The following is a 25683-nucleotide window of genomic DNA, read 5'->3' as shown; positions in this document are numbered from 1 at the left end:
ATTGTTTCAGGAGAAGTTCTGAAAAAAGAGGATTTAATCTTTTCTTTATAGATAATAAAGTATATATTCTGACCGTTTTTTTGTACTAGAAAAGATTAGCTGATCTAGTAAAAAACACATTTGTATTTAGAATTTCACCCTTCATTCATGTTCATTAGCAAGGAAATGAAAACGATTATCGCAGTTAAATATAAAAACAAGCAAGCTACTTTTGGTAGCTTGCTTGTTTTACGCGATTACCCCAGGTTTTTGTGTGGATGGTTTAATGTATTTTGTTAACAATTTTCGTGAGATTGGACCAACAATTAGTAACTGCGCTGGGAAAGCTACGATAAAGTTTAGACCAACAATTTTAAGGTAGGCTGTGAAAATAGAACCCTCCACTCCTGACATGAACGACATTAAAATAAGGCCGTATCCTGACATAATAAGAACCATCATCGGGACCATACAGACAGACATGGCCAAAATAAAGTTGAGTTTTTTTGACTTATCGTAAGGTATTGATAATGCAATTTTACGCGCTTGCGGTTCAACTATTGACTCTACGATAAACGCGATGATAAACGTAATGACAAATTGAATTACTAAGCTTCCTACTGTAATTGATGAAAATTCGACGTGTAAAGCTGTGTTATAAACTGACATGATTAGTACCATTCCGAAACACATAAAAAGTCCAAAAATGATCCCTTCTTTTTTATTACTAGGCAAGTAAAAACATCCTTTCTTATAGAACATAGATGTAATTATATATCCCTAGAATTATTTTCATAAGTGACGTTTTTGTGAACTTTTTATGAAAAACATTGTTCGATTTTTTTGATTCACTTAATTTTACTATTCATTGTTTTCCTTTAACCGCAATTCAATGCGTCTTATTTTCCCAGAAGTAGTCTTTGGAAGCTCATGAGTATAAGTTACTTTTCTTGGATATTTATATGGTGCTGTCAGCGTTTTGACGTGGTTTTGAATGTCAGTAACGAGTTCGTCCGATTCCTGACCGGGCTCTTTCAGCACAACAAACGCTTTAACGATATTACCTCTTACCTCATCGGGGCTTGCAATGACGGCACACTCTTTCACAGCTGAATGCTTCATAATGGCATCCTCGACTTCAAAAGGTCCAATTGTATAACCAGAGCTTACGATAATATCGTCGGAGCGACCTTCAAACCAAAAGTATCCGTCAGAATCTTTTTTAGCTTGATCCCCGGTTATGTACCAATCGCCTCGATAAGCCATGGAAGTTCGCTCGGGATCCTTGTAGTATTCCTTGAATAATGCCGGTGTACTTTTATGAAGGGCAATATCTCCTTGTTCGCCAATTTTCACAGGCAAGCCATCTTCGTCAATAATCTCTACTCTGTTCCCTGGTGTAGGTATCCCCATGGATCCAGGTTTAATTTCCATTCCGATCATTGTACCTACTAGCAAGGTACTTTCCGTTTGGCCATAACCGTCTCTTACATTGACATTGAAATGGTGCTTAAACGTTTCAATGACCTGTCTGTTCAACGGTTCTCCGGCTGAAACGGTACTTCGAAGGTTTGGTAACTGGTATTCATCAAGGTTGTCCAGCTTAGCCATAAACCGGTATTCCGTTGGCGTGCAGCATAAGACTTGAATCTGATGATCTTGAAGGAGCTGCAAGTAAAGTGACGGATTAAACTTGCCGTCATAAACAAAAGCAGTGGCCCCCATACCGATCGTTGATAGGAAGGGACTCCATACCCATTTCTGCCATCCCGGTGCGGCTGTTGCCCAAACAACATCACCCTGTTCAACACCAAGCCATTCTTTGGAAGCTGTTTGTAAATGGGAGTAGGCCCAACCGTGTGTATGCACAACAGCCTTTGGATTCCCTGTCGTTCCGGATGTATATGGAAGAAAGGCAGTTTCATCACGGTTAGTCGGAATGGCATCAAATGAAGAAGACTTTTGTTCTGCCAGCATGGATAAGGAATCCCAACCTGTTACATTCTCTCCAACTGAACACTTCAAACGGAGGGAAGGCATTGTTTCTTGAATGGCATCTACTTCTGTTGTAAATGCACTGTAAGCAATGACTGCTTTGGCTTCAGCATGATTAATTCGGTAGCTTAAGTCTTTTGCCCGTAGCATTTCGGAGCAAGGTATGATAATCAAACCTGCCTTAATGCATGCTAGATAAATAAAATAAGTTTCCGGCAATCTTGGGAAGATTAACAGGACCCGATCTCCTTTTTCAAGACCTTGACTAATTAATGCATTAGCAAATTTATTCATCTGCTCGATCATTTCCGCATATGTAATGTTTCGAGAGTCCCCTTCGTCATTGAGCCACTTAATAGCTAGACGTTCAGACCTAGAATTAAGATTTTCGATTTCCTGTGCTAAGTTATACATTACTGGAGCAACTAAATCTTGCATGTCTAAATTCCCCTCTTCCAATTATCTTAATAGTTAACTAACTTATCCATCCATTATACAGAAAATCACCATACAAAAGAATTAATACGGTTTTGGCAAACGGGATGGTGTTTACGAACCAAATCGTGAAACTGAAAGGTGGTTTTGCGCAGAGTTGATATCTTTTGAAAGTACTCAAAGAAGCGAGGCATGGCTCACCTTTGTTTAAAGTAAAACAGCCCCCTATTAGTCAGGCAGATAAAAAAACCCTACTTTAGTTATAAAGAGCAGGGGTTGCAGCCTTCGCTTCTTCGAGTAAACTTTTTAAAAAGTCAATGTTGACAGCTATCTTTACGCCACTCGTGTCAAGGGAAACCCACCCTTGATACTTAAAAGATGGCGGTGGAAGCTGACGCTGTCTAATAAAAGACGGCTATGCCGTTTTTCTTAGGCAAAGCGGTAATAAATGAGAAGGATTGTAGCCAATACAAACAAAAAGTTTAAAAAGACGAATACGATTTTTTCTAAAGGACTCTGATGCATGCCAATCGGGGGCTTGTAAAAAGAGACCCCTTCAATGATAAAAGTAATTAAAATAATATGAATCATTAGGTGTCCAATAATTTCCGTTGTTCCAAACAGCATCGTTGTCGACACGAATATAATGGTAAGTACAAGTGCTAACAAACGGTTGAGAATCCCTACAACGAGAAGGTAACCTACGACAAATTCAATGTAGGCACTAAGAATAACGAAAGTCTCCGGAGAGAAACCGAATGTTGGAACACCATGGTTTAAAATCACATCAGTAGCCATGGTAGGATAGACGAATTTCTCGACGGCAACCCAGCAAAGGGATAATCCGGTTGCCAAGTATAAAACAGGAAAACCCCAAGCTTGTAGTTTGGTACCTTGAAACAGCAAAATGAAAATGACAGCAAGGTAAAAAGCGTAATCGAGCATATGGAAGATCCCGTACTCCAAGGTTGTTATGGAAAACAAAAGTAGAAGTAAGATTCCTGCTGCTCTCGTAGCAAATAGGTGTGGAATGAGCAAAAGTATAATAGCAGCCCATGGCAGGATCGTCCACATTTCGGTAGGGGCCAATAACTCCGGCGCAAACAGTCCACCTGTGAACACTTGAACGAGAATAGCGAGAGCTGCCCCATATTTAATGATCCAATAGGTGTAAGATCTAAAACTTCCTAAGCTCTGTTCAACTTTTTTTAATGGCTGATAGGCCATGATTTTTGGTACAAGCTGCGGTAAAACGGCTAATATTACTGCGGTAATAAAGGCTAAAGTGACAAATAAAGGACTAATGATTTGTTCGATGGGTGCTCTCTCGGCTTCAGCCTCTGTAAACCATTTCACGTGCGAATGCACCATGACAGATGGAATAAAGAGCAATATTAAAAAAAGGGAACTAGCTTTCAAAAAGTAATTTTTCATCGGTCCGTTAACTCCTTCAGTGTAGTGTTGAATTTAGTGTATGTAGGAAGAGCCTAAATCACTATAACAGATAAACATTTATTTTTTAGCGGAGCTGAAATGAAAAAAGTCCCTGACCTCAATAGATCAAGGATCAGGGCTTCTCCGTTTTCCTAAACTCCCACTGGAGCCAAGGTTTTCGTATTTTGTTCAGCCGCTGCGAGACCGGCTTTGTTAATGAAGTTAAACGGTTGATTAAAGTGTGGTTGGAAAAAGAAGTCCACGTAGCCGAGTTCATCAATGGTCATACCCGATTGGATGCAAACACTAAGCGTATTAATAGATTGTGTGACATCTGCTTTTGAAAGAACTTGTGCGCCTAGAATGCGGCGGCTGTCCGGATCAAAACTGACTTTGAGTTGAACGTTCTCGGAAGAAGGCATGAATTCAGGACGATGATTATCATTGATTGTGATACTTTTCACATTAATAGCCATCGCTGAAGCGCTCGTTTCCGTTAGACCAGTAGAAGCCATGTTTAAGTCATAGATGTGAAGACCTGATGTTCCTTGAGTACCAACATTTTTGATAGTGGGTTCAAAAATATTACGAGCAACGAGTGTACCCATGCGAACCGCATTCGTAGCTAACGGAATATACGCATGATCTCCGGTTGGATTGTACTTCACTGCACAGCAGTCTCCGGCAGAGAAAATGTTAGGATCGCTGGTTTGCATAAAGTCATTTACTTTAATCGCTCCGTTTGGAAGCATATCGACTTTTCCTGTAAGCAGTCCTGTATTAGGTTTGAATCCAACGCAGAGGATGACGAGGTCTGTTTGAAGGCGTCCTGTGCTAGTAACGACCGCTTCAACTTTGCCATTCCCTTCGAACTCCTTCACAGATTCACCGAGTCTCAATTCAATTCCTCGTGAGCGGAAATCTGCTTCCACCGGATCTGTGAATTCTTGATCAAGATATTTGTTGAGTATCCGGTCTACGCCATCGATAAGTGTCACCTTTTTTCCTGACTTTTCAAAGGCTTCGACGAGTTCGACGCCAATATAGCCAGCGCCGACAACCGTGATATGTTCGGCCTCTTTACTTTTTTCAATGATTGTATTTGATTGTGCATAATTTTTTGCTAACAACACGTTCTCAAGGTTGACGCCCTCAAGAGGCGGAATTACCGGCCAAGAGCCTGTTGTAAACACGAGTTTGTCATAACGATCATAGACCGTTTCATTTGTAAGCAAGTTGAGCGCTTCGATTGTCTGTTTTTCTGTGTCTATTTCTTTCACTTCGTGTTGCATGTTGACCTGAATCCCGAGTTTACGAAGCGCCTCTGGTGAAGAATAGAACAAGCTTTGTGCATTTTCTACGACTCCTCCAACATATAGTGCAAGTCCACAAGATAAAAAGGAAACATTGTCATTTCGTTCATATACGGTAATCTCGGCTCCTGGATAAAGAGTGGCCATATTTTTTAAAGCGGCAGTGCCAGCATGTGTGCTTCCAATAACAGCGATTCTCATAATAATAATTCCTCCTATTATTTCACTTGTGATTAATTTCACATATCAACCATAAACATAGTTTAAACCGTAATTAAAAAAAGCGCAACCCTTTTGCTCATATTTTCACAATGTATTTTTAACTTATAGGTCAGTCCGGTGGGAAATGGTCTGCCGGTTAAGTGAAAGTCGTCGAGAAGTTATGATTAAGTTAGACGAAAAAGTATGGGAGGCTAGAATCGTGACTCCTGCACTTTTTGAATTAGAAAATGTATCGAAGACTTATAAAAAAGGGAAAGCGTCTAAATTGTAGCGAATTCAAGTATCATATCTAATAAGAGCAACCTTCTTGCATCTAAAAGAACAGCTGATGTAAACTAGTAAAAACTCGGAAAGTTATTGAAAAGTACTGCCAAGATCATCTATCTCAATAGAAAACAAGGAGTATGATATGTATGAGTTTTAAAGCTTTTGTTATTCAAAAAGAGAATAATCACGTTTCATCCAGCATCGAAACTTGGGAAGAATCGCAGCTTTCTGAAGGGGAAGTGACGATAGCTGTTTCCTATTCAAGTGTAAATTACAAAGATGCAGTGGTTGGAAAAACAGGTCAGCTTGCTGAGTTTTTCCCATTAATTCCTGGTATAGATTTAGCGGGGAAGGTTATATCTTCCGCAGATTCCCGTTTCAAAGAAGGTGACAGTGTCATTGCAACAAGTTATAAGATCGGTACTGGCCAACATGGTGGGTTTAGTGAAGTTGCGCGTGTTCCGGCTGATTGGGTTGTGCCTTTACCAGAGGGGCTGACGTTAAAAGAAGCGATGTCTCTAGGCACAGCAGGTTTAACCGCTGCTCTATCTATCCAACGTTTGGAGGATAACGGGTTAACTCCTGAGGATGGCCCAGTTCTTGTTGCTGGCGCGACTGGAGGAGTTGGAAGTCTTGCTGTGGCGATGTTAGCCAAAATTGGCTATGAAGTTATGGCAAGTACTGGCAAAAAAGAAGAACACGAATTTTTATATCAAATAGGTGCGAAACACGTCATTGATCGGGCGGAAATTACAGCAGGGGATAATAAACCTACTCGTAAGCAGCAGTGGGCAGGTGCTGTTGATCCAGTAGGGGGACCGATTCTTTCTTACATTCTTTCCACATTGAAACGAGGCGGATCTGTAGCTACAAGTGGTTTCACAGCAGGCGCACAGGTAGAAACGAGTGTTATTCCGTTTATTGGCAGAGGGGTGAACTGGCTAGGAATTGATTCTGTAACATGTGATATGAAGCGGCGTAAACAGGCATGGAGCAGATTAGCCACAGACCTAAAACTAGATCAATTAGACACGATTGCACATGAAGTTGGCCTAGAAGATTTAGACCATGTTTTTTTACAATTGTTAGCGGGTCAAGCAAAAGGGAGAACCGTTGTGTCTTTTTAATAAAATGTAAAGGGGATGTTCCGAAAGGTCTTTTTTACCTTTTGAAACATCCCCTTCTTCTAATTGGAATAACTATTCTTGTATTTGTGAGAACTCATGGACCCAAACTTGCATATCCGCTTTCCATGGCATACCCGGATGGAAAGATAGGATCGAATCTTTATACTCCTCCAAATTATCATATCCCTCTTGCACAGCAATTTCGTCTGTAACGTCACCTAAAGTTTGCTTGTACACACGTTCTACTTTAAATGATTTTCCTTCCAGCACCATGATTTCACCAGGATCAGCATATCTGCCATTTCTTCTTGTTGCGGTCTTTTTCCCTTTAAGCACCTTTTGAACATCTTCTTTTTTTGTAACCAGTCGATCGATCTCACAGGTTTTAGGTGGTAATTCATTGTTGTAAGTCACTATTTATTCCCCTCTTTTCTCTTTCCTCTATTTTATACTATTAAAGGTCAGACTGGAACATTTTCGAGGTGATAATTACTATAAAATACGAGATGAATGTAGGATTCGCTATTTTAGAGTTTTTACTAGGACTATTAATTACCAGGTGAAACTAGATCTCATACCTTGAAATCGTGATCGATGATTTAGACTAAGGCTTATTAATGCAACCTCTTGTTATAAGTCGAAAACAGAATTGGTTTATTGTACCGCTATTCTGACAGTTCACTTTCTGTTATCCATTTATGATTTGTTACTTCTTCTCCGCCATCTGTAGGAGTGAGATCCACCATATACACAGTCGTTTCTTCAGCCGAATCAATTTCAGCAGTTGCACCTTTCATACCTTCCATGTGTTCAGCAGCTAAAATTACCTCTGTACCAGGTTCTAAAGGTTTCGGTCCAGCATCTTCTAATTCCTCATGAATAACCCATTTATGATTTTCTACTCTTTGTTCACCAGTTGTTGGAGTATAAGAGACAGAATAGACCGTAGTATCATAGGCACCAGCAATCGTTGCTTCAGCACCTTCCATACCTTCCATATGATCTGCTTCGATTGTCGCTTGACTTCCCTCTTCATAAGTTGGATTTTCAGACCCTTCTAATCCTTCAGGTACTTCTCCTGAACCAGAATGGTCCATATCTTCATGTGGATCAGATTCTGTTTCTGTGTTTTCCTCTGTCCCAGCCTCTATTTCTGAATTTGTTGCTTCTTCTGGGTTGGCATCTTCATTAACTCCAGCACACGCAGATAAAGCAAATACGGAGAAAAGGGTAAGTAGTCCTATCAATATGTTTTTCATACTCATTTTTATGCTCCTTTCATTTTTAGAATTCTTTATTACACTACCCAATAAGTGTGCAGAATATATGCAGAGTTTATGGTATTTTATTTAAATTACTTTCTTATAACAAAATCAGTATTAAGAGTTTTATTGTAACTTCTTGTTCTTATCAGCACATTCTCCATCCAAATGAATTCATTCAGCCATCATTTTAATATCATCCTCTTGTTGACATGCATCATAATAGTGATTACATTCTTTCATCCATTCATGTAAAGTTAAAATAAGCTCTTGATACTGTTCGTGTGCCATATAAAACCTCCATAGTTTTTTACTTACTTGGATCATTAAAATAGCTGCTCTATTTGTATAAAACAATCTACTAGTAGGTAAAACTCCATAAAAAATGCATATATTTTTTATAATATATAAAAGGTATAAAGCAGTGTGTCGAGGATTGAAAGAAATAAGGAGAGTGATGGTTATGCATATGATCCATGGTTATGGTGGATGGAGTTGGATGATGATTTTCATGATAATCAATTTGGTTGTCTTATTTAGTATTGGAGTATATCTCATACGTTACCTCGTTCGTGGTTCAAAAAAGCAGAAGAAGGAACCAATAGACATACTAAATGAGCAACTAGTAAAAGGCGAATTGAATGAAGAAGATTACGATCGTATGAAGCGCAAGCTAAAAGATAAATGAGATGAAAAAGGCGGATTGTTGGTGTTATTGGAGAAGAGGAATCGAAATGTTTAACAAATTGTCATTAAAGATAGGTATGTTATTTTTTGTGTTTATCTTATTTATCGAATCGGTATTATTTATCTTCTTATATATGAATTTAGCGAATGATCGAATTGATGAAGTTCTTAGCGGGTTATTGGCTCAAGGTAATAGTCACCGTGATGTTTTGGAGAAAAATTATGACCCGGTTACATTAAACCATGTCGTTTTAATGGAATCGGAAACAGAAACAATGGTAGTAATAACAGATGAAAAAAATACTCCTATCGCACAGTCAAATTCAATTGAGCAAGAAATGGAAAAAATGATGGACCATACCGATACACTGCCACATGATGGGGAAATCATTGCAGATCAATGGAGAAATGACACCTATATTGCAACGGAAAGTCCAATCCGAATAGACGGAGATCTCCGAGGCTATGTCTACATGTTTGCTGAATCAAACATGATAAAAAATGGAATTAGCCAATTAAGTTATCAGTTTATACTCAGTGGTATTCTAGTGGTCATACTAACGATCTTAATGATATTTATACTTACACAGTTTATTACTTTGCCGTTGGTGCGAATGAAAGAAGCTACTGAAAAAATGTCTCAAGGACAATTAGAGATTACTTTAGGATATGAGGGAAATGATGAGCTTGGACAACTAGAGTCTTCTATACGTAAACTGGCTCAAGATTTGGAAAAGCTTAAGCAAGAAAGAAATGATTTTTTAGCTAGTATTGCCCATGAACTTAGAACACCTCTGACATATGTGAAAGGATATGCTGAAATTGCTAATCGAGATGGTATATCAGAAGAGGACCGAAAAAATTATTTAGTAATTTTAAAAGAGGAAGCTGACAATATATCTAAACTTGTGAGTAATTTGTTTGAGTTAGCTAAAATAGATCAAAATCAATTTTCAATTAATACACAAAAGATTCATTTATGTGATCCTATTGAGCATATTGTTGAAAAAACAAGACTTTTAGTAGTGGAAAAAGGGATTCAATTAAACATTGATTGTCAAAAAGAAGTTACAGCAATGATAGACCCGGAACGCTTTCAACAAGTGTTACTTAATTTATTGGATAATGCGATTAAACACTCACACGCTTCTTCAAATATCACGATATCAGTAAAAGAAAGGGAAAAATGGATAGAAGTGAATGTTGAAGATGAGGGTGAAGGGATTTCGAACCATCATTTACCGTATATTTTTGATCGTCTTTATCGTGTAGATAAATCTAGGTCAAGAAAATTGGGCGGAACAGGATTAGGTCTATCTATTGTCAAAGAAATTATTGAGGAGCACCAAGGAACAATGCAGGTACAAAGTACAGTGGGTAAGGGAACAAAAATCACTATTCAATTAAAAAAGGGGCTTGACCATGGATGAGATTTTGGTAGTTGATGATGAGCAAAGAATGTTAGATTTACTATCGTTGTATTTGTCTCCTCATGGGTACATATGTAAAACAGTTGCATCGGGAGAAGAAGCTTTAAAGCAAGTGGAGCAGAAAGATTTTGATTTGATTTTGCTTGATATCATGATGCCTGACAAAAGTGGCTGGGAGACGTGTGAAGAAATACGCGAAATCACGGATATTCCTATTATTATGGTTTCAGCAAGAGACCAAAAGCCGGATATTGTTAAAGGGCTAAGGTTAGGTGCGGATGACTATATAACGAAACCCTTTGATGAAACGGAGCTATTGGCAAGAATGGATGCTTTATTAAGACGTTTCAAACTAGGGGATAAAGTAGATTTTAAAGGGCTTATTTGGGATGGCGTACGACATGAATTAAAATTCAATGATAAAGAGATTCGATTAACACCAAAAGAGTTTTCAATAATAGGACATGTCATGAAACATCCGAACCTAGTATTTAGCCGTGAACAACTCATAGAGTTAATTTGGGGATTAAATTCAGAAACAGAAGGAAGAACCGTCGACTCTCATGTTAGAAACATAAGGGAAAAAATACGTCACGCAGGTTTTCCTGTGGAAGACCATCTCCTGACAGTATGGGGAGTCGGATACAAATGGATTAAATAGTAAAGGTGAAATGATAGTCTTTAAAATGGGTGGTCATATGAAGCGATAAGTGCTATCCGAGCAAGTAATAGAACGAGTGAAGGTTGATATTAAAGCTTTCTCTGGAGGATAAATACAGAAGTGATTTAAGAAATAAAATAAATACTAAGCTAATGCATAAAAATTAGCCTCAGATCGGATGAATGCCATGTACATCAAAAACAAATATCTTAAAAGAATTTTTTGAAATGATTTTTATAAGTATGGAAGTTTTGCATTTTTGAAAGGATCAATTATGAAATGTGGTATATATACGCAATATTATAGACGAGTTGTACTACAAATAAATATACCAATAAAGGATAAACCGCTATATAACCACAAAAAATGCCTATCAAATGAGTATACAATTTGATAGGCATTTTTTATAGGAAGAAACCGTTAATACCATTGTTATGAAAAGTTTTGATCCCTTTTTTACGTGAAGCAACAAAAAATAGAAACAGGACATAAGAATGTCACATTTAATTAGCGGTATTTTCATAGAACTTTCACATTGTAATTGTATAGTTTTTTAGAAGGTGTTTTCGTAAACTTTGTCATTTTTAGAAAACAACCTCTCAGAAAGAAATATGGAGGAGGGTCCTAATGGCGGCGGTCAGTAAATTAATGTCAATCTCCTTTATTATTATAACTATCATTGCAGGCATTATTTCTTTTTATATGATGAGCGATTTACAAAAGGAGCAGAAGAAAAGCCAGATAGAGGAACTGACTTCGCAACTTATTAATTTCGTTATCTTTATTTGGGTTGGAAAACTCATCTTAAATTTTTCCATATTTATGAACGACCCAATGGCAATATTAGCTTATCCAAGTGATTCAAGTTCATTTTACCTAGCGGTGTTATTCAGTGGATTATTTCTGTTTTATAAGTCAAAAAAGGGAAAGATCGATGCACTTATGTTTATGGCATCTTTTATCCATGTATTTTTAGTAGCATCCTTTTTGTATGAGTTTATACAGTTTGTCTGGAACAACAATCCATATTCGTTTGGATATATGATTTTACTGGCAATTCTCCTCGTTTTATTTTTATTCATCCACGGGGTGACAATTAATATGTTACTAACCGTTGTGTTAATCGGATGGTCTTTAGGATTGTTCGTACTAACCATTGTCCAACCGTATGTGACGGTATTTGGTTATATTATGCAATCGTGGTTTGTGGGAGTGTTTTTTGTAATAGGTTTTACCATAATCATAATAAATCAAAGAAAGAAGGTGCGAAATGAGTGGAATTGAAACAGATACAGTATTTACAGTAGGGATGCTGTTAGCTATTGCAGCTGGAGCACTATCTTTTCTATCTCCTTGTGTACTACCAATTTTCCCAGCATATTTATCCTACATTACAGGAGTAAGTGTGAAAGAATTGCAAGGAAAACAAACCTCTGAAATTCGCAAGAAATTATTGAGCCATTCCATCGTATTTTTGTTGGGAGTGTCGCTCGTTTTTATTAGCTTGGGCGCCAGTGCTTCCTTTTTAGGGCAATGGATACAAACCTTATTACTTGGTGACTCAGGATTATTTATTCAACGTATTGCGGGTATTTTCTTAATTATTATGGGTTTATTCATAGCAGGTTGGATTAATATAACTGCATTAATGAAGGAAAGACGTTTGCATATATCCAAAAGATCACCTGGGTATGCTGGAACCTTCTTTGTAGGACTAGGATTTGCTGCAGGCTGGACCCCGTGTATAGGACCGATCTTTGGTTCCATATTACTTCTAGCAGCGAGTAATCCCACCCAAGGTATGTTTTATACAGTCATGTATGTTATCGGCTTTGTTTTGCCATTTCTAATATTAACTTTTTTCCTCGGATCAACGAAATGGATCGTTCGTCGTAGTCAAGTGATTATGAAAGTGGGCGGAATCATTATGATTGTTATGGGATTGGTATTATTTTTAGGTCAAATGCCCCGTATTTCAGCTTTTTTACTTGATTTAATAAAAGATACGTGGTTGGCAAAATTAGGTTAGAGATGGAGGTTATATCAATGAGTAAACGAAATAAAATAATTCTTGCTTTACTGGTTGTAGGAATGGTGGGGTGGGCTGTTATTGATCTTGTCATGTCAACTAGTGAAGGCGCTAATCAAGAAGATAACGTCATTGTCACAGAAACACCATCTGCGGATGATGAAGAGGTCGTCGCGTCTGATAGCGTTGGGCTTGGCAAAGGTGAAATAGCGCCTGATTTTGAACTGACTACATTGAAGGGAGAAAAAGTTCGGTTATCGGACTACAGAGGGAAACGTGTCTTTGTTAATTTTTGGGCCACTTGGTGTCCTCCGTGTAGAGCAGAGATGCCTGACATGGAAAAACTATATGGAAAAACGAACATAGAAATTTTAGCAGTTAATTTGACAGAATCAGAAAAAAGTGAAGAAAATGTCGCAACGTTTGTAGACGAATTCGGGCTGACTTTTCCGGTGTTGATGGATGAGGAATCGGAGCTGGAATCTACTTACCAAGTTCAGGCATATCCAACTTCTTATTTGATTGATTCAAATGGTCGTATACAATATATTGCATTAGGCGCGATGAATTATGATCTTATGTTTCAAGAGTTTGAAAAAATGGAATGATTTTTTGTTGTTTAGTATATTAGTTTCTTCCTCTTCGTGGGTAGGATTGGATAGTGCAAAGAACAGAGGTGACATGAATCTTTTCATGTCACTGAATTAGGGGAACTATATATGTCAAAGCTAATGATCTTTTAAAATCTACAACTCTAAATTTCAGCAAAATTTATTGATGTAATGGGGGATACAAACATGAAAAACCGACGACTGCTTAAACGTTCCATCATTTTAGGAGTGATGTTGGCAGCTATTGGTTATACGTTTTATATTCATTTTTCTGAAGATAGAGGCCTTGTAAGTCAAGGGGATACTGCACCGAATTTCGTGTTAGAGGACATGGAAGGGAATCGTTTAGAGTTAGCAGAGCTCCGAGGTCAAGGTGTATATTTGAATTTTTGGGCAACCTACTGTCCATACTGTGTGCAAAAAATGGAATATTTGCAGAAATATCACGAAGATTACAAAGAAAAAGGTGTGGAGATTATAAACATAAATGTCGATGAGACGACATTACAAGTAGAACGTCATCAGGAAAGAAAAGGACTTAGTTATTCATTATTTATTGATCGAAACATGCTTGTGAGTAATGCATATGGAGTTTCAGTTCTTCCAGCAGTATTTCTTATTAATGAGGATGGACAAGTGTTAGAGGCAGAAGTTGGCGCTAAAACAGAAGAGCAAGTTATAGCAGCGCTGGATAAATTAATACCGATCAACTAATAGGGGCTATTAACAATTAACAGCCACCTAAAAGCCGCTCGCCTAAAGATGGAATTCTTAAGACGAGCGGAATAAGTTAGTTGTCTAATTTAAAGACCATTCTGCGATTTAACTTTAAACACTTTTATCGATTGCTGAGATGAGTCTATTTTCAATTTCTAATGCTGTTTTGTGTAATCTGTCATCATTTACGAGTTTTATCAATGAACTGGGTTTCGGCATTCCAATTTTCGTTTTATCTTGATCACTATAAACAACGATTTTACAAGGTAAAAAGTAACCAACCATCTGATTCATATCTAACATCATTTTTGCTTCATGCGGATTACATACTTCTAAAATTCTAAACGGTTGTTCATGGTCTAAGCCTTTCTCTTGTAGTTTACTTTTAACATCAAAATCCCATAAAATACCGAATTTTTCTTCCTCTAAATTTTTTTGTAATTTTTCGATTGTAGCATCGATTCCGTTCGTAGTCTCCACTGTGTAATCAAACATGTTCACCACTCCTTAAGTTGGAATTAGTTATATAACTATTTATACCCATATAGGTATCTGGATAAACCATATTAGCAAACGAAAGCAATGTTAACTTGAAGAATAACTTATTTTAATGGTAATGCTAGGGTGAATGTATGAATGTTACCAACCGAGTTAACATTTACACTACCGCTATGCTGGGTGACAACAATTTCCTTGACGATGGCCAGGCCAAGACCCGTGCCACCGGTTTTTCGGTCACGTGAAGCATCAACACGGTAAAAACGTTCAAACAACCACTCTCTGTCCTTATCTGGAATAGAGTGCCCGGGACTGGTCACACGTATTTCATACATATCGTTATTTATAAACCCTTTAAGTTCAATTGGAGTGTTTCCATCATAATATTCAATCGCATTTTGCAGAAGGTTTGTCACAGCCTGCTGTATACCATCTTTATTTAATAATATCTTTTGAGAGGTCACTTCTAGAAGAAAAGGAATGTGTTTGTGTTGTAACTTTAATCGAAACAAAGCAATACTTTCATCTAGAACAGCCTTGATGTCCATCGTTTCTTTGTCAATAATGGAATGGGAGGAGATCTCATTCCATTTACTCATTTCAGATAGCTGGTTAACCATGCTAATTAAGCGCTCTGATTCTTTATGCAAAGACCCATATAGCGGCTGTTCGCCTTGAATAACTCCGTCTCTCATTGCCTCAAGATAGCCGTTAATATTCGATAAGGGTGTGCGTAATTCATGAGCCATGTCTGCGAGCATTATATTTCGTGATTCTTCATTTTTTCTTAAACGTATATTAAGTTCATTAAAGTGCATCGTTAATTGATCGATTTCACGAAAAGAGGTCTTCTTAATTATAGGTGGATAATTCCCCTTACTTAGATCATTGGTCGATTTAACTAACTCATGTAAAGGAGATAGCATTCTTTTTGTGAAAAAATAATAAATAAAAGCACCAGTAATAATAATTACGGAGGAAATCCACCACAAAAGGGAAGCTAATTGTTCATTAAATATCAATTGTTTTTCTTCCGATGCTGTGGGGAATTGCTCAACGAGGAAGCAAGCCGACGAATAAATAGAGTAACTGCTAATAATAATGAGAAGTGCACCTGTTCCAACATTGATTATGGTTAATCGATGAAGCATACTTGGAGATGATTTTCTTTTATCAGTCAGTTTAGCAAACAAATTGATACCCCATTCCCCTCACAGTAACAACTCTTTTAGGTTGCGAAGGTTCTTCCTCAATCTTTTCCCTCAGCTTTTTAATATGAGCATCGATCGTCCGATCAAGAATATCGCTTTCTGCATTAGGATGAATTTGCTGCAAGAGTTGATCGCGAGATAATACGATATTAGGATTCTCCATGAAGTAATAAAGCAAATTAAATTCATATTTAGTTAATTTAACCTTTTTACCGTTCATCAGTACTTCGCCTTTTCGAGGTTTGATCACTAAACCACCGTGGCTAATTTTTTGGCAAAACTGGCCACCTCTTCTTAACACAGCCTCAATTCTTGCCATGAGTTCATTTGGACTGAACGGTTTTGTTATATAGTCATCAGCGCCCATTTTTAGTCCTTTAATTTTATGTTCACTGCTCGTTTTTGCGGTAAGCATAATGATGGATATCTCATTTCGCTCCATATCTCGAATCCATTTGCAAACCGATTCTCCACTTAATTTAGGTAGCATCAGGTCAAGTATGACAAGACAAGGAGAGTGCATAAGGAATAGTTCTTTTGCTTCTTCCCCATCTCTAGCAGTAATCACCCTATATTTGTTTTTTTGTAGATAGATTCGTATTAAGTCTCTAATCATTTCATCGTCTTCCACGACAAGTACAAGTTGCTCCATAATAATCACCTTTTCTAACCTATACTGCAGTCTCAGTCTTTATAAGACGACAGCTGCCATCACGCTAGTTTTTTTCTTAATCCATTTCTGCAAACCTTTGTACGATCATTTCTTTATTTAGTGGTCCGAAAGCAATACTTTGTATCCGACCTTGTGAATCAATTAAGTATGAGGTTGGAATCGGCTGAACTTCATATATATCTGCAACCTCGATTTTTTCATCTAAAAGAATTGGAAATGTAAGTTCAAAATCGTCTTTAAAACTTTTTATACTATCGATGTCAGGTTCGGTTTCTGTTAGGTTAACTGCTAAGATTTTTATATCATGTTCTTCATAAACTTCTTGTATATCAGGCATCTCAGCGCGGCAGGGGGGGCACCACGTTGCCCAAAAGTTTACCATCACCTTTTCTCCTCGAAAATCTGATAGTTTTACTTCATCACCGGCTAGACTATCTAACGTAAAATCAGGAGCAAAATTACCTTCATCGAGGCCAATATCCTTCTCTTGGATAATTTGTTCATTTCCTTCGTTTTCATCATTGGTGGTTTCTAAGGTAGCATTATTATTTTCACCTTCATTCGATTGTACACTATTAGGTTTCAGTTCTGAAGTTTGTTCTGAGGAGCTACTCCATTCAATACTCTGAAAGAGTGTCCAACCTATCATACCTGCTAATAAAATGATAAGAGACCATTTTTTCATTTAGATTCATCCTTTTTCGCTTTTTATAAGAGTAGGAAATTATAAGTTTTCTGCTTTCTTCTCGCCGCTCACCTTAGTAGAAAGCCAGCCTTCATTTCGAGTAGCATCTAACGCAATTAATAGGTGCTGCATGGGTCGATGGAAGCTGACGCTGTAATTAAAAGGTGGTAAGCGTTTTTCTTACAAGATAAGAATTTATAAAATTCTTGGTTTTTTAGAGATTTTTATTATCGTCGAACAGAGAGACTCGAATCGGCTCTAGGCCGACGCTTTCCGCGGGCAACGACCTCAGCCTCCTCGGGAGAGTTCGCCCTGTGGGGTCTTCAGTCGTTGCTAATTCCGTAGGAGTCGCCACCTTCGCTACTTCGAGCTCTTAAAAATTGAGTTAAGAAAGCAACTGCTTCTATTTTAAATAAGACGCTACGCGTTTTTCTTAACCAAGATTTTCGAACCTTGTTCCTTCAATTAACCTTAAAATAAAGACGGAAATATCGGTTAGTTTACCAGTAAATAAAAGAACACCCATTATAATCATAATTGCTCCGCCAACTTTCATTATGATTCCGCTGTATTTGACAATCCATCTTGTTGAACTAATAAAAAAGGTCAAAATGAAGAAAGGAAGCCCGAAGCCGATGATATAGAATAATGTGTAAATCAGACCTTGAGAAGGATTATTAGCAGCCAAGACTAGGATAGAAGCAAAAATTGGACCTATACAGGGAGTCCATCCCGCTGCAAACCCCATACCTACAAATAATGTTCCGAGAAATCCGGCTGGTTTGCGAGAAAATCTCATTCTTTTTTCTCGCATCAACCAGTTAAAGTTTATGACCCCAGCTACAAACAGTCCCATAAAGATGATGAAAATACCTGCAAAACGTTGTGTTAAGTTACCGTACTGACCGATCACCAAACTTTGTATCCACCCACCGAAATAGGTTGCACCGACCCCTAATGCGAGAAAAATCGTTGAAACACCTGCAATAAAGAAAACGGTGTGTAGCATTAGATGTCTACGTACTTTATGATGTTTATTCGTTTCAAGTTCTTTTACGCTTATACCGGTAATGTAAGACAAGTAAGCAGGAAATAAAGGCAACGTACAAGGAGAGATAAAAGAAATAACACCTGCAGCAAATGCTGCCCAAACTGTAATAGTTAGAATTTCATCCATCGGATCACCTTTTTCTTTTCTAAAATAATTTAATAGTGTGACTGCTTTGCATCCTTCAAGTTAAACGGATAGGGCGAGAAAAAAAGTAAAGACTATCATTTAATGAATTTAATAGGATAACTCCTTCTCCAAATCATGATCTAACATCATCCATCACGCATCTTTAAATTAACTTTCGTTTATCAGTTTATAAAAGTTATATGAAAGTTTGATGAAAATGTAATATATCGATGAAAAGAAAATGAAAAATTTCATGAGGAATAATACCTGTGGTCAATCTAAGTGACTGGAAATTAATAATTGAAGGTGTGAACTCTACCAAAGGAGGTAAAAACATGAGTCTTAAACCAATGCCTGCAAACGAATTAGGAAAATTGGTCATTAACGGAGAAGAAATATTTATTTTAGATGTCAGGAATACAGAGTCATTTGATGATTGGAAAATAGAAGGTGAGGGAGTACACATTATTAACAAACCCTACTTTGATCTGATCGATGGGGTAGAACATATCCTTGAAGAGCTACCAAAAGACAAAATCTTACTTGTTGTATGTGCGAAAGAAGGTTCTTCTAAATTCGTAGGGGAACAAATTGTCGAGGTAATGGAGCATGACGTTTACTATTTAACTGGCGGAATGAAGTCCTGGAGCGAACATCTAGAACCAGTGAAGATTGGAGACCTGAAAGAAGGTGGAGAGCTTTATCAATTTGTACGATTAGGTAAAGGATGTTTGTCTTACCTCGTTGCTTCAAATGGTGAAGCGGTCATTATAGACTCCAGCCGAGTAACAAATTTATATGAGAAATTTTTAGAAGAGCATAAATTAACATTAAAACACGTGATTGATACACACCTCCACGCAGATCATATATCTGGTGGCCGTAAACTGCAGGAAGCGAGTGGTGCTTCTTATTGGCTTCCTCCTAGGGATGCAGAAGGTGTCACTTTTAACTTTGAAGCATTAGAAGAAGGTACTGGTATTAAAGTTGGGAATTCTAAAGTTATGATTCAATCGATATATACTCCTGGTCATACGATTGGGAGTACGTCGATGATTATCGATGATCAGTATCTATTAACAGGAGACATTCTTTTTATTCATTCGATTGGTCGTCCGGACCTAGCAGGTAAAGCGGAAGACTGGGTCACTGATCTCCGAAAATCTCTTTATCAAGTCTATGCTAACTTGAGTGGGGAGTTGTACGTCCTTCCTGCTCACTTTGCTAAGCATCATGAATTGGATGAGCAAGGGCGTGTGATGGAAAAGCTAGCTATCCTCTTTAAGGAAAATCATGGTCTTAATATTGATGACGAAAGTGAATTCCGTAAAGTTGTATCAGAAAACTTACCACCTCAGCCAAACTCTTATCAGGAAATTCGGCAGACAAATATGGGGAAAGTGGAACCTTCAAAGGAAGAACAAACGGAGATGGAAATTGGTCCTAATCGTTGTGCTGTAAGTGAGTAATTGCTAAATCATGATGGGGTTTATGAATGATTAAATATATCAAGGTCTAATTTTTTTTGTAAGGGGGGTGAAGAATGTGGAACTGACCGTTAACAGTATTTTAGATGCAAAAGGTCTTGCATGTCCGATGCCTATTGTAAAGAAAAAAAAAGAAATGAGTTCACTTGAACCAGGTCAGGTCATGGAAATCCAAGCGACTGATAAAGGATCAACGGCTGATTTAAAAGCCTGGGCAGAAAGTACAGGAAATCAATATCTTGGAACCGTAGAAGATGGGGAAATATTAAAGCATTATTTACGCAAAGCAAGTTCCGATGAAGAAAAAACAGAATATAATCATCCTCATGTGGTCTCCTTGGATGATTTAACAAAAAAAATAGAAGGTGATGAAAAGATCACTATTTTGGATGTTCGAGAAAGCGCTGAATATGCTTTTGGACATATTCCAGGGGCTGTTCATTTACCATTAGGAGAGCTAGAGCACCGATTTGAAGAGATAGATAAAAATGACGATATTCATGTTGTGTGTCGTACCGGTAGTCGAAGTGATTTGGCTGCCCAAAAGCTAGCAGAAAAAGGGTTTGAAAATGTTAAAAACGTGGTGCCAGGTATGAAAGAATGGACAGGACCCAAAAATAAAAACTAATTATGAGGAGATGGAAAGAGTGAAAGTTGCTATTATCGCCGCAAATGGTGGAATGTTTGATGCGTACAAAGTGTTTAATATTGCAACAGCAGCTGCAGCAACAGATGCAGAGGTAGGCATATTTTTTACATTTGAAGGTTTGAATTTAATTCATAAAGAAGCGCATAAAAGTCTTCCTATGCCAGCTGGAACGGAACATTTTCAAGAAGGATTTAAAAAGGCCAATGTACCTCCAGTAGATGAGCTGGTTGGAATGGCAGCAGAAATGGATGTGAAGATGATTGCTTGTCAAATGACAATGGATGTTATGGGTCTAGAAAAAGAGCAATTCATCGAAGGAATAGATGTTGGTGGGGCAGTAACATTTTAACTTATGCAAAAGATGCAGACGTTACCCTTACATTTTAGAAATTAGGCAGTGCGTTCAATCATTAACTATAAAAAATCCATCAAGTTTTATTTGGTACTTAAATATTATTTCATTGTTAAAGTAAATTTATTTATCCGAGATCCCTCATTTGTTAGGGCGCTGTAATAGGCCCTAATACATAATTTTAATATGGAATTTGACAATTTAAAACGCTGGAGTTAATATAGGTATACCGGTATTGGTATAAATAAAAATGAAAGGACGGACTGATGTGTTTAAAAAATTTATTCCAGCGTTAGAATGGATACCCAATTATAAAAGGAAGGATTTAAGGGGAGATATGCTAGCAGGACTGATTGTTGCGATCATGCTTATTCCTCAAGGGATGGCGTACGCAATGTTGGCAGGACTCCCACCAGTTATTGGATTGTATGCTTCGACCATTCCTTTACTAGTCTACGCTTTATTGGGTTCGTCAAGACAATTAGCGGTAGGCCCGGTTGCAATGGATTCATTATTGGTTTTTGCCGGAGTATCTGTGTTGGCTGCCCCTGGGTCAGAGCAGTATTTTTCTTACGTTCTGTTATTAATGTTAATGGTAGGAAGTATTTTACTGATAATGGGGGTATTTAAACTTGGTTTCCTAGTGAATTTCTTATCCAATGCAGTTATTAGCGGATTCACCTCTGCGGCAGCGATTATCATTGGACTTAGTCAGCTAAAGCATTTACTCGGTGTTAATTTAGATACGAACCAGAATGTTTTTTTTATCGTCTATGAATCGATGACTAAAATTAGTGAGGTTAATATATTTACTTTAGTTATTGGACTACTCGGTATCGCTCTGTTAATTGGTTTGAAACGATTTCCGAAAGTGCCTGGACCACTAGTTATAGTAGGATTGAGCATCTTCGTTGTTTATCTTTTTCAGTTAGAGAAGGTTGGCGTTAATATTGTGGGAGAAGTTCCAAAGGGTCTTCCTTCATTTTCTCTACCGACAGTTTCGGATGATGCTATGATGAATCTTTTACCGATCGCACTAACGATATCCTTTATTGCATTTATGGAAGCTATTTCTGTCTCAAAGGCCATTGCCGCAAAAGAGAAATATAAAATAGTGCCTAATCAAGAGCTGGTTGGTATTGGCATGGCAAATATAGCAGGTTCGTTCTTTTCAGCGTATCCAGTGACCGGTGGATTTTCAAGGTCAGCAGTTAACTACCAAGCAGGAGCTAGAACTCCATTAGCTTCTATTTTTACAGCTATCTTAATTTTATTAACATTATTATTTTTCACGGGTTTCTTTTATTATCTGCCAAATGCGGTACTTGCAGCAGTTATTATGGTTGCAGTTTTTAAATTAATCAATATAAAAGATGTGAAAAAATTATTTGCAATACGAAAGATAGACGGATGGACTTGGGTGATCACTTTTCTAGCGACGCTTGTATTAGGAATAAGCCAAGGAATTTTAGTCGGGATAGCATTTTCTTTACTTATTTTTATTGGAAGAAGTGCCTATCCACATGTAGCAGAATTAGGATATTTAAAGAAAGAGAATGTATATCGAAACATTATAAGGTACCCAGAGGCCACTATTGATCCGGAAGTGATGATCTTTCGTATCGATGCTTCTCTCTATTTTGCCAATATGACCTTTTTAGAGGATAAATTATGTGTGCGAGTAGGGGAAAAACCTCAAACCAGGTGGATAATATTAGATTTCTCAGGAGTGAATTCAATCGATGCGGTTGCTGTTCAACAATTAGAAGAGTTAATGGAGCAATGCCAAAAAGGAGATATGGAGTTTCTTTTTGCTGGTGTTAAAGGTCCTGTATTGGATCTTTTGGAGAAGGCTCGATGGGACATAAAATATGGTGAGAAATTGAACCATTTATCGATTGATCAAGCTATAAAAGCCATTGGAAAATAGGAGATAGATCTGTGAAAGACTTAGATTTAAGAAAAAAGAATGAGGCTTTTATCCACAAAACGAAAGAACAAGATCCTCTCTTTTTTGAGCAATTGAAAAAAGGACAGACACCAGAATTTTTCGTTTTGTCTTGTAGTGATTCACGTGTAAGTCCTTCTGTGATTACGCAGATGCCGTTAGGTCAAATGTTTGTTCATCGAAATATCGCAAACCAGGTAGCAAATGACGATGAGAGTTTTTCCGCCAGCCTTTATTATGCTTTAAAACATCTGAAAGTGAAACAGATTATCATTAAAGGACATACAGATTGCGGAGGAGTGAAAGCTGCTTTGTTAGACAATGAGGAAGAAGAGTTACAGGGATGGATTTCAAAGATAAGAAAAGGTTTACCGGATAAACGGATAACAAACAAGTTTTCGATGGATGATTTAACGAATATGAATGTATTAAGACAAGTAGAAAACATCCAACAACATCCGATTTATAAAAAATACGGACAGCACGTTAAAGTGATCGGCTATTTGTTTCATGTAGAAACCGGAGAATTGGAAAGAATTTATCCTTTGTAAAAAATTAGAGTAGTTGGAGGTAAGTATCATGGCAGGAGAACGTTTTAATCCAAAAAAAGCAGATAAACTCATTGATCCAAAAAGGTTTGAATTACTTCAACCGGATAAAGTAATTGACTCCCTTGGCTTACGTGAAGGGGATACTGTTGCAGACTTAGGTGCGGGAAATGGCTTTTTTACAATTCCGCTGGCTGAAAAAACAAAATCAAAAGTGTATGCAGTAGACATTGAACCAGATATGCTTAGTTTGTTAAAGGAACGATCAGAACAGATGAATAGCAACATTACAAATATTCACTATGTTGTAAGCGACTTAGAAGAGATAAAGTTAGAGAGTCATTCGATCGACAAAGCGATTAGTTCGCTAGTGTTGCATGAAGTTCCTAATCTTCAAAAGGCTTTACATGAAATTAAAAGAATCCTACGTCCAGGTGGACAGCTTTTTATAATAGAGTGGGAAGCAGTAGAATCTGAGATGGGACCTCCGCTACATGAAAGAATTGGTTCTGATGAAATGATCGAAATAGTAAAAGAGCGTGGCTTTGAAGTGGAGAGGACATTAGAAAAAGATTCTATCTACGGTTTATCTGCTACACTTAGAAAGCAGTAGTCATAAAGATGTTTGAAGGAAGAGAGGTTTGGAGTTTAATAGAAACTGCAGCCCGCCACATATATTCATGAGTTACTTGAAGATCAGATTATATTTTTTTACATGAGATATACCCCCGCGTGTATAAAGAGTAGAAAGTATGAATAAGAAATCTCGAAGTATTTATGACAACTTGACAAATATACCCCAATGGGTATAAAATAAATTCATTGATTGCAACAATCTATGATTAAACTGATCAAATAATTTAAAGCATGTCGACATAAATGGTATTATCTAAAATAGGACCTAAAAAATGATCAACGAATTACTCATTTATTGAACGAGGAGGAATTATGATGGAATACACTACCCAAATGAAAAATAGAATTAGTCGAGTGGAGGGTCAGGTCAAAGCGATTTCGAGAATGATGGAAGAGAACAAGGATTGTAAAGATCTTGTTGTGCAAATGTCAGCTGCTAGAAATGCATTAGACCGGGCTATTGGATTAGTTGTAAGCTCGAATTTAGAGGCTTGTATTAGAGATCAAATTGATAAAGGGGAAGATACGGAACCTCTTATTCAAGAAGCGGTCAATCTGTTAGTCAAAAGCAGATAATAAATTTTTGTCAAGGAGAGGGTTAAATGAGAAAATCTCCATGAATTATTACAACAGAGGTTGTGTACAACTTCAATGATGAACGTGTCATTACGAAAGCAAATAATCGGAGCAATAAAAAAGAAAAAGTCGTCTATTTAACGTTCGATGATGGACCGAGTAAATATTTAGAAGATATTTTAGATGTTTTAGCCGCGGAAGGTGTGGTTGCACATTTCTTTTGGCAGTCGCGACTACTGCATCATCACAGACCTTGGAAACGAGTATTAGCAGAAGGTCACCGGATAGGATCTCATTCACACTCTCATCCTGATTTAACAAAATTAACTTATGAAGCACAGAAGAAACAGCTGGTCACTAGTAAAAAAATAATCGAGCAAGTCACAAAACAACCTGTACAGTATTTTCGACCACCATTCGGTCAGTATAATAGTGATACGTTGGATATTGCGAGTAACCTTGGTATGGAAACGATCCTCTGGAACGTCGCTTTGTTAGATTGGACATTAAAAGACGATCCTGAAAAAATTATTCAAAACGTAAACGATTCTGTTGTAGATGGATCGATTGTTCTTCTTCATGAACTTGAGCAAACACTTTATGCACTGCCGGGATTAATCAAGACTTTAAAGACAAAAGGTTTTACCTTTTCTACATTTCGAGGTTGACAGAATGTAGAATACAATGTAATATACCCCTATAGGTATAAAACAACTATTTTTTTATATGAAAACATACCCCAATGGGTAATATAATAGGAGGAATTTAAATGGACGTATCAAAAGTATTAGATGCTAAAGGCTTGGCTTGTCCGATGCCTATCGTTAAAACAAAGAAAGCAATTGCGGAGTTAGAACAGGGTCAAATTTTAGAAATACATGCGACGGATCAAGGCGCAAAAAATGATTTAGCTGCATGGTCAAGATCTGGTGGTCACGAATTACTGGCAGACAAAGAGGAAGATGGCGTGTTAAAGTTTTGGATTAAAAAAGGATAGTGTATATTTTTTTGAATATAATAATACCCCTACATGTATAGGTAAAATAATGTGATTTATTCGATTGTAGTTTTAAA

At 37.4% G+C, this 25683-nt stretch carries 27 protein-coding genes and 1 pseudogene; 17 read left to right on the top strand and 11 right to left on the bottom strand.

The annotated features are described in order from the left end of the window. Positions 1-228 precede the first annotated feature (228 nt). The 4 genes from ACHABW_RS17255 to ACHABW_RS17240 all read right to left on the bottom strand — a co-directional run bounded on the left by ACHABW_RS17255 (position 229) and on the right by ACHABW_RS17240 (position 5357). Positions 229-714, bottom strand: coding sequence for a DUF2798 domain-containing protein (locus ACHABW_RS17255; RefSeq protein WP_435757003.1), 486 nt, complete (start codon positions 712-714; stop codon positions 229-231). Between the two features lie 126 nt (positions 715-840). Beyond that, positions 841-2412, bottom strand: a complete 1572-nt coding sequence (mbcS, locus tag ACHABW_RS17250) for an acyl-CoA synthetase MbcS (RefSeq protein WP_435757001.1) — start codon at positions 2410-2412, stop codon at positions 841-843. 426 nt (positions 2413-2838) lie between these two features. Then, complete coding sequence (locus ACHABW_RS17245) at positions 2839-3843, bottom strand: DoxX family membrane protein (protein WP_435756999.1); 1005 nt, start codon at positions 3841-3843, stop codon at positions 2839-2841. A gap of 152 nt (positions 3844-3995) precedes the next feature. Further along, positions 3996-5357, bottom strand: a complete 1362-nt coding sequence (locus ACHABW_RS17240; protein WP_435756997.1) for an FAD-dependent oxidoreductase — start codon at positions 5355-5357, stop codon at positions 3996-3998. 434 nt (positions 5358-5791) lie between these two features. On the opposite strand from ACHABW_RS17240, the gene ACHABW_RS17235 reads away from it, so the two are divergent. Then, the gene (locus tag ACHABW_RS17235; RefSeq protein WP_435756995.1) at positions 5792-6772 is read left to right on the top strand and encodes an acrylyl-CoA reductase family protein; all 981 of its coding nucleotides are present in this window, start codon (positions 5792-5794) and stop codon (positions 6770-6772) included. A 72-nt stretch (positions 6773-6844) separates the two neighbouring features. Here the strand turns inward: ACHABW_RS17235 and ACHABW_RS17230 are convergent, their stop codons facing one another. Together ACHABW_RS17230 and ACHABW_RS17225 are read right to left on the bottom strand one after the other, a co-directional pair. Further along, the gene (locus tag ACHABW_RS17230; protein WP_435756993.1) at positions 6845-7186 is read right to left on the bottom strand and encodes an ASCH domain-containing protein; all 342 of its coding nucleotides are present in this window, start codon (positions 7184-7186) and stop codon (positions 6845-6847) included. A 251-nt stretch (positions 7187-7437) separates the two neighbouring features. Next, a complete protein-coding gene (locus ACHABW_RS17225) occupies positions 7438-8037 on the bottom strand; it encodes a DUF1541 domain-containing protein (protein WP_435756991.1) in 600 nt (199 codons plus the stop codon). Between the two features lie 460 nt (positions 8038-8497). On the opposite strand from ACHABW_RS17225, the gene ACHABW_RS17220 reads away from it, so the two are divergent. From ACHABW_RS17220 to resA, 7 genes are all read left to right on the top strand, one after another. Next, the gene (locus ACHABW_RS17220) at positions 8498-8722 is read left to right on the top strand and encodes an SHOCT domain-containing protein (protein WP_435756989.1); all 225 of its coding nucleotides are present in this window, start codon (positions 8498-8500) and stop codon (positions 8720-8722) included. A 46-nt stretch (positions 8723-8768) separates the two neighbouring features. After that, on the top strand, positions 8769-10151 hold the full coding sequence (locus ACHABW_RS17215; RefSeq protein WP_435756987.1) for a sensor histidine kinase: 1383 nt from the start codon (positions 8769-8771) through the stop codon (positions 10149-10151). After that, positions 10144-10812, top strand: coding sequence for a response regulator transcription factor (locus ACHABW_RS17210; RefSeq protein WP_435756985.1), 669 nt, complete (start codon positions 10144-10146; stop codon positions 10810-10812). Before ACHABW_RS17215 ends, ACHABW_RS17210 begins: the two co-directional genes overlap by 8 nt. A 627-nt stretch (positions 10813-11439) precedes the next feature. Beyond that, the gene (locus ACHABW_RS17205; RefSeq protein ID WP_435756983.1) at positions 11440-12096 is read left to right on the top strand and encodes a hypothetical protein; all 657 of its coding nucleotides are present in this window, start codon (positions 11440-11442) and stop codon (positions 12094-12096) included. Next, entirely contained in the window at positions 12083-12841 is a 759-nt protein-coding gene (locus tag ACHABW_RS17200) for a cytochrome c biogenesis CcdA family protein (protein ID WP_435756981.1), read from the top strand. The genes ACHABW_RS17205 and ACHABW_RS17200 overlap by 14 nt, the downstream gene beginning before the upstream one ends. Positions 12842-12858: 17 nt before the next feature. Continuing rightward, the gene (locus ACHABW_RS17195) at positions 12859-13449 is read left to right on the top strand and encodes a redoxin domain-containing protein (protein ID WP_435756979.1); all 591 of its coding nucleotides are present in this window, start codon (positions 12859-12861) and stop codon (positions 13447-13449) included. A gap of 189 nt (positions 13450-13638) precedes the next feature. Next, positions 13639-14166, top strand: coding sequence for a thiol-disulfide oxidoreductase ResA (gene resA / locus ACHABW_RS17190; RefSeq protein WP_435756977.1), 528 nt, complete (start codon positions 13639-13641; stop codon positions 14164-14166). 114 nt (positions 14167-14280) lie between these two features. Here resA and ACHABW_RS17185 read toward each other — a convergent pair whose 3' ends face one another. The 5 genes from ACHABW_RS17185 to ACHABW_RS17165 all read right to left on the bottom strand — a co-directional run bounded on the left by ACHABW_RS17185 (position 14281) and on the right by ACHABW_RS17165 (position 18413). Continuing rightward, positions 14281-14664, bottom strand: a complete 384-nt coding sequence (locus ACHABW_RS17185) for a DUF302 domain-containing protein (protein ID WP_435756975.1) — start codon at positions 14662-14664, stop codon at positions 14281-14283. A 107-nt stretch (positions 14665-14771) separates the two neighbouring features. Continuing rightward, positions 14772-15860: a sensor histidine kinase gene (locus ACHABW_RS17180; protein ID WP_435756973.1), complete on the bottom strand. Its 1089-nt coding sequence runs from the start codon at positions 15858-15860 to the stop codon at positions 14772-14774. Next, positions 15850-16530, bottom strand: a complete 681-nt coding sequence (locus ACHABW_RS17175) for a response regulator transcription factor (RefSeq protein ID WP_435756971.1) — start codon at positions 16528-16530, stop codon at positions 15850-15852. The genes ACHABW_RS17180 and ACHABW_RS17175 overlap by 11 nt, the downstream gene beginning before the upstream one ends. Before the next feature lie 76 nt (positions 16531-16606). Then, entirely contained in the window at positions 16607-17236 is a 630-nt protein-coding gene (locus tag ACHABW_RS17170) for a peroxiredoxin family protein (protein WP_435756969.1), read from the bottom strand. Between the two features lie 433 nt (positions 17237-17669). Further along, positions 17670-18413: a cytochrome c biogenesis CcdA family protein gene (locus ACHABW_RS17165; protein ID WP_435756967.1), complete on the bottom strand. Its 744-nt coding sequence runs from the start codon at positions 18411-18413 to the stop codon at positions 17670-17672. A 335-nt stretch (positions 18414-18748) separates the two neighbouring features. Between ACHABW_RS17165 and ACHABW_RS17160 the strand changes: the two genes are divergently transcribed. The 9 genes and pseudogenes from ACHABW_RS17160 (at position 18749) to ACHABW_RS17120 (ending at position 25606) form a co-directional block, all read left to right on the top strand. After that, positions 18749-19882 carry an MBL fold metallo-hydrolase gene (locus ACHABW_RS17160; protein WP_435756965.1) on the top strand — a complete coding sequence of 378 codons (1134 nt, stop codon included), beginning with the start codon at positions 18749-18751 and terminating at the stop codon, positions 19880-19882. 76 nt (positions 19883-19958) lie between these two features. Continuing rightward, entirely contained in the window at positions 19959-20528 is a 570-nt protein-coding gene (locus ACHABW_RS17155) for a sulfurtransferase TusA family protein (protein ID WP_435756963.1), read from the top strand. Positions 20529-20547: 19 nt separating this feature from the next. Continuing rightward, positions 20548-20936, top strand: a pseudogene (locus ACHABW_RS17150) (DsrE/DsrF/DrsH-like family protein). Positions 20937-21169: 233 nt separating this feature from the next. Further along, the gene (locus tag ACHABW_RS17145; protein ID WP_435756961.1) at positions 21170-22831 is read left to right on the top strand and encodes a SulP family inorganic anion transporter; all 1662 of its coding nucleotides are present in this window, start codon (positions 21170-21172) and stop codon (positions 22829-22831) included. 11 nt (positions 22832-22842) lie between these two features. Continuing rightward, complete coding sequence (locus tag ACHABW_RS17140) at positions 22843-23400, top strand: carbonic anhydrase (protein WP_435756959.1); 558 nt, start codon at positions 22843-22845, stop codon at positions 23398-23400. 28 nt (positions 23401-23428) lie between these two features. Then, a complete protein-coding gene (locus ACHABW_RS17135; RefSeq protein ID WP_435756957.1) occupies positions 23429-24010 on the top strand; it encodes a class I SAM-dependent methyltransferase in 582 nt (193 codons plus the stop codon). 338 nt (positions 24011-24348) lie between these two features. Then, a complete protein-coding gene (locus ACHABW_RS17130; protein WP_435757007.1) occupies positions 24349-24609 on the top strand; it encodes a metal-sensitive transcriptional regulator in 261 nt (86 codons plus the stop codon). A gap of 62 nt (positions 24610-24671) precedes the next feature. Further along, positions 24672-25277, top strand: a complete 606-nt coding sequence (locus ACHABW_RS17125) for a polysaccharide deacetylase family protein (RefSeq protein ID WP_435756955.1) — start codon at positions 24672-24674, stop codon at positions 25275-25277. Between the two features lie 101 nt (positions 25278-25378). Beyond that, positions 25379-25606 carry a sulfurtransferase TusA family protein gene (locus tag ACHABW_RS17120; protein ID WP_435756953.1) on the top strand — a complete coding sequence of 76 codons (228 nt, stop codon included), beginning with the start codon at positions 25379-25381 and terminating at the stop codon, positions 25604-25606. Positions 25607-25683 lie beyond the last annotated feature (77 nt).

The sequence above is a fragment of the Salipaludibacillus sp. CF4.18 genome (genome assembly GCF_051262595.1).
In the GTDB taxonomy this organism is placed as follows: Bacteria; Bacillota; Bacilli; order Bacillales; family Salisediminibacteriaceae; genus Salipaludibacillus; species Salipaludibacillus neizhouensis.
The sequence above is the reverse complement of the archived record's forward strand: the minus strand, read 5'-3'. Positions and strand labels throughout refer to the sequence as shown.